5 protein-coding genes and 1 tRNA gene are annotated in these 5935 nt (G+C 72.2%); all 6 read right to left on the bottom strand.

Features of this window, described 5'->3' with window-relative positions:
• The coding region (locus FJ251_12710) for an NAD-dependent epimerase/dehydratase family protein (GenBank protein MBM4118569.1) at nt 1-346 on the bottom strand (346 nt) is incomplete at its 3' end.
• A 26-nt stretch (nt 347-372) separates the two neighbouring features.
• Nucleotides 373-1500 carry a hypothetical protein gene (locus FJ251_12705; GenBank protein MBM4118568.1) on the bottom strand — a complete coding sequence of 376 codons (1128 nt, stop codon included), beginning with the start codon at nt 1498-1500 and terminating at the stop codon, nt 373-375.
• A gap of 152 nt (nt 1501-1652) precedes the next feature.
• On the bottom strand, nt 1653-3827 hold the full coding sequence (locus FJ251_12700; protein ID MBM4118567.1) for a T9SS type A sorting domain-containing protein: 2175 nt from the start codon (nt 3825-3827) through the stop codon (nt 1653-1655).
• A gap of 145 nt (nt 3828-3972) precedes the next feature.
• A tRNA-Asp gene (locus FJ251_12695) sits at nt 3973-4050 on the bottom strand.
• Between the two features lie 91 nt (nt 4051-4141).
• A complete protein-coding gene (locus FJ251_12690) occupies nt 4142-5518 on the bottom strand; it encodes a SpoIID/LytB domain-containing protein (protein MBM4118566.1) in 1377 nt (458 codons plus the stop codon).
• A 27-nt stretch (nt 5519-5545) separates the two neighbouring features.
• A partial coding sequence (locus tag FJ251_12685; GenBank protein MBM4118565.1) for an anhydro-N-acetylmuramic acid kinase occupies nt 5546-5935 on the bottom strand: 390 nt, incomplete at its 5' end.

The following is a 5935-nucleotide window of genomic DNA, read 5'->3' as shown; positions in this document are numbered from 1 at the left end:
AAAAGCGCGCGCCCGCCGCCAGCGCCGCGTCGCAGAGCTCCCGCGTGTAGCGCGTGTTGTTGTCCATCAGGTAGCCGGCGTCGAGCTCGCTGGTCGAACTGCAGGCGCCGAGGTGGTAGACTACCTGCGCCCCGGCCAGGCCTTCGCTGCGAAAGCGCGCGCGGAACTCCGCCTTGTCCAGATAGTCGGCGGTGGAGAGCCCGACGAGGTTTCGCCACTTTGCGTCGGACCCCAGGTGATCGACGAGCAGGATGTCCCGCTCCCCCGCCGCATTGAGCGAACGCACCAGGTTGCTGCCGATGAAGCCGGCGCCGCCGGTGACGATGATGCGCGGACTCTTGGCCATGCGCGCGCCCGTCCTTTCCTGGCGGATCAGTTGCCGTAGAGCTGCTTGAGCGTGCTGAAGTCCATGGCGCCCACGCTGCGCCCCGTGCAGCCGACGCCCTCGGCGCCCATCGCCCCGCAGGCCGGCGCCGCGCAGGGGCTGCCAGCGGCGAGCGTGAGGTCGCCGTCCACGGCATCGCCGCAGAACTCGGGATCGAGGGCGAGGTTGCCGGCCGTGCCGAGCTGCGCCGCGAGGGCGCCCGTCCAGTCGCCCCCCGCGTTGCCGAAGAGGTCGCTGCAGCTGATCGTCGCCGCGCTGCCGAAGCGCAGCTCGATCGCTCCCCCCGCGGGCGCGAAGGCCACGATCGACTGCGCGAGCGTGAGGCTGCTCAGCGTCGCCAGCGCGAGCCCGCCGCCCGCGACGCTCCCGTTGTAGGCCAGCGTGCAGCCCGTCAGCGCGAGCGCCGCGCGATCGCCGGCGTAGACGCCCCCGCCGCGCGCGCTGGCACTGTTGCCGAGGAAGACGCAGTCCGCGAGCGCCAGCGTGGCGGCATCCGCCATCAGCCCGCCGCCGTAGTCGGCGCTGTTGGCCGCGAAGCGACAGCGCGTCACCGTGACCACGGCGCCGCCACTGACGCCGAGGCCGCCGCCCGCGTTGCCGCCCGTGTTGCCGATGAAGACGCAGTCCTCGAATACCGGCGCGCCGCCGGCGACGAAGACCGCGCCGCCCTCGCGCGCCGCGTTGCCGCTGAAGCGGCAGTTCACGATGCGCACGTCGCTGCCGGCGAGCAGGAGGGCGCCGCCGTCGGCGTCGGCGAGATAGCCGCCGCGAAAACCGATGCCTTCGATGCGGGTCGCCACGCCCTCGCCGCTGACGAGGCTGAGCAGACGGGCGGGCGCCGCGGGCCCGGCCGCGGCGTCGAGCACGCAGGCTGTGGGGTCGCCGCTGCGCGAGCGGAGCGTGAGCGTGCGGCCGGCGAAGTCGAGCGCGGTGCTGCCCAGCCCGCTGAAGACGCCGTCGCCCAGTTCGATCACGTCGCCGCTCACGGCCAGGCGCAGCGCGGCCGCGATCGAGGGCGTGTCGCCGCTGCCGTCGGGAAGCACCAGGTAGGTGCTGGCGGTGGCCCCGCGGGAAAGGGCAAGGAGCAAGGCGCAAGCGAGGCCGGCATGTCGCATGGTGATCCTCCGTGGCCCGGCCGCGTCGGCGGCGACCGGCGCCACCCAGTCTAACGGCCCGCTCTGGCGCTGTCGAGGGGAGAGAAGGACCGGGAGGCGGAGTAACCGCCTCCCGGCAGGCCTGGCCCGGCGCAAGCGGCACGCCGCGGCCCTCAACGCAGAATGACGAAGCGCTCGCTCGCCACAGCCTGGCGCGTCGCCGCCCGCGCGAAGTAGACTCCCGCGGCGACGGGGCGGCCCGCCTCATCCTGGCCGTCCCAGGTCACGCGTAGCGGGCCGGCCTCCCGCGTGCCGGTGAGTAGCTCGCGGACCCGGCGGCCGGCGAGATCGTAGATCGCCACCGCCACCGGTCCGCGCGCCGGCAGTTCGAGCTGAAGCGTGGTCCGCCCCAGGCTCGGGTTGGGCATGGCGCCCAAGACCAGCGTGGCCGCTGGCAGGGCCGGGGCCACCGCGCTCGGCAGGCCGCACTGCGCGGGCAGGATGAAGAGACCCGCATAGATGTCGGCGAGGAGGACCAGGTCGCCTGCCACCGCCACTCCCCGCGTTGCCCCCGGCGTGTTCACGCTGCCCACGCAGCAGGGGGCCGTCGGTGTACTAATGTCCACGATCTGAAGGCCGTTCTCGTCGTTCGAGACGTAGGCAAACCCGTCGGCGACGCAGACCTGATAGCAGCGCCACGGGATGTATCCGGTGGCGACGATCTGCGGATCGCTGGGATCGCTGACGTCGATGACCCGGAGCCCCTGGGAATAGTCGGCGACGTAGGCGTAGTCACCCGCGATCGCAACGCCGCGCGGGTTGTAGAGCCCTTCGTAGGTCGTGTTCACGTCCCCCACGAACTGGGGATTCGCCGGATCGCCGATATCGAGCACGAGCAGGCCGGCGCCGGGATCCACGATGTAGGCATAGGTGCCCGACACTGCGATGTCGAGGGCTTCGTTGCCGGTGTCCAGGCTGCCTACGATACGGGGATACGTCGGATCTGTGATGTCGATCACCTGGAGGCCGCTACTCCAATCGGCGATGTAGGCGTAGTCGCCGGCGATCGCGATGCCCTGGGCCGCGCCCGGCGTGTTCCGAGTGCCCACGATCTGCGGGCTCAGCGGATTGCTGAGATCGATCACCTGGAGGCCAGCGAGGTAGTCGGCGACATAGGCGTAGCCGCCGGCGACCGCCACGTCCTGCGCGAGGCCCGGCGTGTCGATCCCGCCGACGAGCTGCGGATTCGCGGGGTCACCCGTGGCGACGATGTGGAACCCCGCCTCGTAGGCGGCCACATAGGCGTAGGCCCCGGCGCCGGCGACGGCATAGGCGTGGTCCAGGGTGCTCAGGTTGCTCAGGACCGGCGGCAGCTCGCCACCGCCAGCGTTGAGCAGGTCGAGACCGTAGAGGCCCGCTGTCACGTAGACGACGCTCTCCGCCACGACGATGCCGGTAGTGGTGCCGTAGAGGATCAGCCTGCCCAGCAACTGAGGGTGCAGCGGATCGCCGACATCGACGGCCCGGAGACCCCATCCGTCGGCGATGAGCGCGCGGCTGCCCAGGAGGGCGACCCCTACGGCCGCACCGGTGTTGGCGCTGGCCACGAGCAGCGGCGCGCTGGGTATCGCGATGTCGATCACCTGGAGACCTGCGCCCCCATCGGCAACGAAAGCATAAGGGCCGGCGATCGCCACGCCGCTGGCGGTGCCCGGCGTGTCCGCGCTGCCCAGGATTGCGGGTTGCGCGGGGTCTGCGATGTCGAGGATCAGGAGACCGGCCCCGTAGTCGGCGAGGTAGAGGGTGCTGCCCACGATCAGGAGGGCGGTGGCCGATCCGGGCGTATCCAGGCTTCCCACGAGGGCGGGATGCGCCGGATCCGAAACGTCGACAACCTGGAGACCGGCCGCGCCGTCCGCGACAAAGGCGTGCGTCCCCGCCAGGGCGACGGCAAGCGCATTACCCGGCGTGTCCACACTGCCTACGAGCGCGGGGTGCGCCGGATCGGTGATGTCGATCACTTGCAGGCCAGCCGTGTCGTCGGCGATGAACGCGTGGCCGGCGCCTACCGCCACGCCGCGGGCACTCCCCGGGGTGTTGACACTGCCGAGGGCCTGCGGATCACAGGCCGCGGACAGATCGATGACCTGGAGCCCCGAGGCCCCATCCGCGACGAAGGCCAGCCCGCCGGCCACCGCCACGGCGTAGGCGTGGTTCGGCGTGTTGACATTGCCGATCCAGTGCAGGTAGTCGTTGTAGTCGATGCATTCGGCCCGGGCGGCCACCGCACTCCCCCATCCCACGAGGCCAAACACCACGAGCAGCGCGCTGCGGCATACACTTCGCATTTCCTACCTCCCCTCACCGGGCCGAAGCCCGACCAACTTGGGAACATAGGGCGGTCCGGGTGGCGAAGCAAAGGCGGTCGCCGGCGGGAGGCTGCGCGCGTCACAACGAGAAGCCCTGCCGCGGGCGGTCGCGACAGGGCTTCTGGGGCGGGAGCGACGAGATTCGAACTCGCGACCTCCTGCTCGACAGGCAGGCGTTCTAACCAGGCTGAACTACGCCCCCCAGCACAGGCAGGGGGCCAACTTAGCAAAGGGCCCCCGGCCTGTCAAGACTCCCGGGTCCCAAACCTCCCCAGGGCAAGGAGTTGCAGGCTTCAGTGCCAGAGCCGCCTGAGCCGGGTGCCCGGGTAGTAGGCGCCCAGGATCGCGTCGTAGCGCTGGCCGGCCGCGCTGCGGCCGATGGCCCCCACCTGGCACATGCCGATCCCGTGCCCCCAGCCGGCGCCCGTCGCAAGGATCCGCACCAGGCGGCCCTGCTTGTCGCGCTGCGTCTCCAGCTCGAAGAAGATGCTCCGGAGCGCGTTGCCTTCGAGGTCGCGCTTGAGCGCCGAGCGAATGCGGTCGCCCTTCACCACGAACAGCCCCTTGTCGGTGGTCACCTCGAGGCGCTTGGCGCGGCCCTCGGGCGTGCGCTCGGTGACGGCGATGTCCTTGAGGTAGCCGACCTCCGTGTCGGCGGGCAGGCCGGCGGCCGGCGGCAGGTAGGCGCGCAGGATCTGGCCGAGCTGCTTGGCGCTCCAGGCCTGGCGCCAGCGGAAGAGCTTGCTCGATCGGCACCAGGCGCGGCCCTGGCCGTCCACGTCGCGGACGAGCGTGAGGTGCGCGACCGGCGCGTGCTTCCAGACCTCGTCGATCGCCACCGTCGCGCCGCCGCAGGTGGAGGCATAGTAGACCTCCGCCACCGCCTCGCCCGCCCTGTCCATGAGGACCTGGCCGCGCGTCGCCTCGATGGCGCGATTCGCCGCCGGCGACTCGTCGGCCGCGCCGCGATAGACCTGGTCGGCGACCGTGTCCATCATGTCCCAGCCGCGGTGCCGGCTCGCCTCGAGCCGGTTCACGGCGTAGGTGCGGCTGGCCACCGCCTGCGCCTTCATCGCCTCGAACCCGCTGGGCGGCAGGTTGCCGATCTCGTGCGGCACGACGCCGCGCAGGTAGGCCTCCATCGGCAGCAGGTTGTTGACGCTGAAGTGGTCCTCCTCGCGCCAGAGGCGAAGCCGCCCGCGATAGGGCTTGCCGTTGACGGTGAAGAGGCCGCCGGCCAGCGGCTGCAGCGTCACGCCTTCGGCGAAGGGCAGGCGCGCCAGCGTGGCGCGCGTCTTCGCGCCGCCGCGCAGGGCCTCGCCGACGACCTCGAGGCGGTCGGGCGCCTGGCGTTCCTGGAAGACGTTGTAGCGGCGATCGCCGCCGTAGCGGGCGAGCACGCGGCCCTTTTCATCGAGAGCCACGAAGCCGCTGCTCGCCTCGAGCTCCACGCCGCTCACCCGCCGCGCGAGGAGGATGCGCAACTCGGGCTCGCGCCCGAGCCCCGGTTGCGTGCGACTGCGGCGCGCGTCGCTGCTGCGGCGCTCCACCGGCGGGCGCTCGCGCACGGTGCGCGTCTCGACGGGCGGCTTCGTCTCGCAGCCGGTGAAGGCGAGCAGCGCGAAGGGCAGGCTAAGCAGCGGGAGCAGGGAGCGGAGTCGGCGCGGCATGCGGCGGGTCCTCGAGCAGCTCGGGTTCTAGACAGGGATTCCCGCGGCCGGCGCAAAGAGCCCCGCGAGCGCGGGGACCCGGGCGCCGGTGACGGCGGGCAGGCTGACGGGGCGGCCCGCGGCCGCCTCCAGGGCGAGAACGGCGAAATCGGCCGCCTCCTTCGCGGCGGGCGGCAGGCCGAGCGCCGCGCTCGTCACCACCGGCAGCGGCGCCAGGCGCGCGGCAAGCGCCGCCATCAGGGTTGGGTTCGCGCTGCCACCGCCGGCGACGAAGAGCCGCTCGGCCGGCAGGCCCGCGAGCGCGCCCGCGACGGACTCCACCGTGAGCGCGACCAGCGTGGCGGCGAGATCGGCGTCCGCATGCGCGCGGCGCAACGCGGCGAGAGCCGCCGGGCCGCGGAAGGTGGCGCCGAAAAA

The sequence above is a fragment of the bacterium genome, from assembly GCA_016873475.1.
In the GTDB taxonomy this organism is placed as follows: domain Bacteria; phylum Krumholzibacteriota; class Krumholzibacteriia; order JACNKJ01; family JACNKJ01; genus VGXI01.
Note: the sequence above shows the minus strand (reverse complement) of the source record. Positions and strands in the feature narration are given on the sequence as shown.

Bases quoted from the DNA above. Each gene is read 5' to 3' on its own strand.
- FJ251_12700 (MBM4118567.1), bottom strand. From the start codon at position 3,827: ATGCGAAGTGTATGCCGCAGCGCGCTGCTCGTGGTGTTTGGCCTCGTG.
- FJ251_12705 (MBM4118568.1), bottom strand. From the start codon at position 1,500: ATGCGACATGCCGGCCTCGCTTGCGCCTTGCTCCTTGCCCTTTCCCGC.
- FJ251_12690 (MBM4118566.1), bottom strand. From the start codon at position 5,518: ATGCCGCGCCGACTCCGCTCCCTGCTCCCGCTGCTTAGCCTGCCCTTC.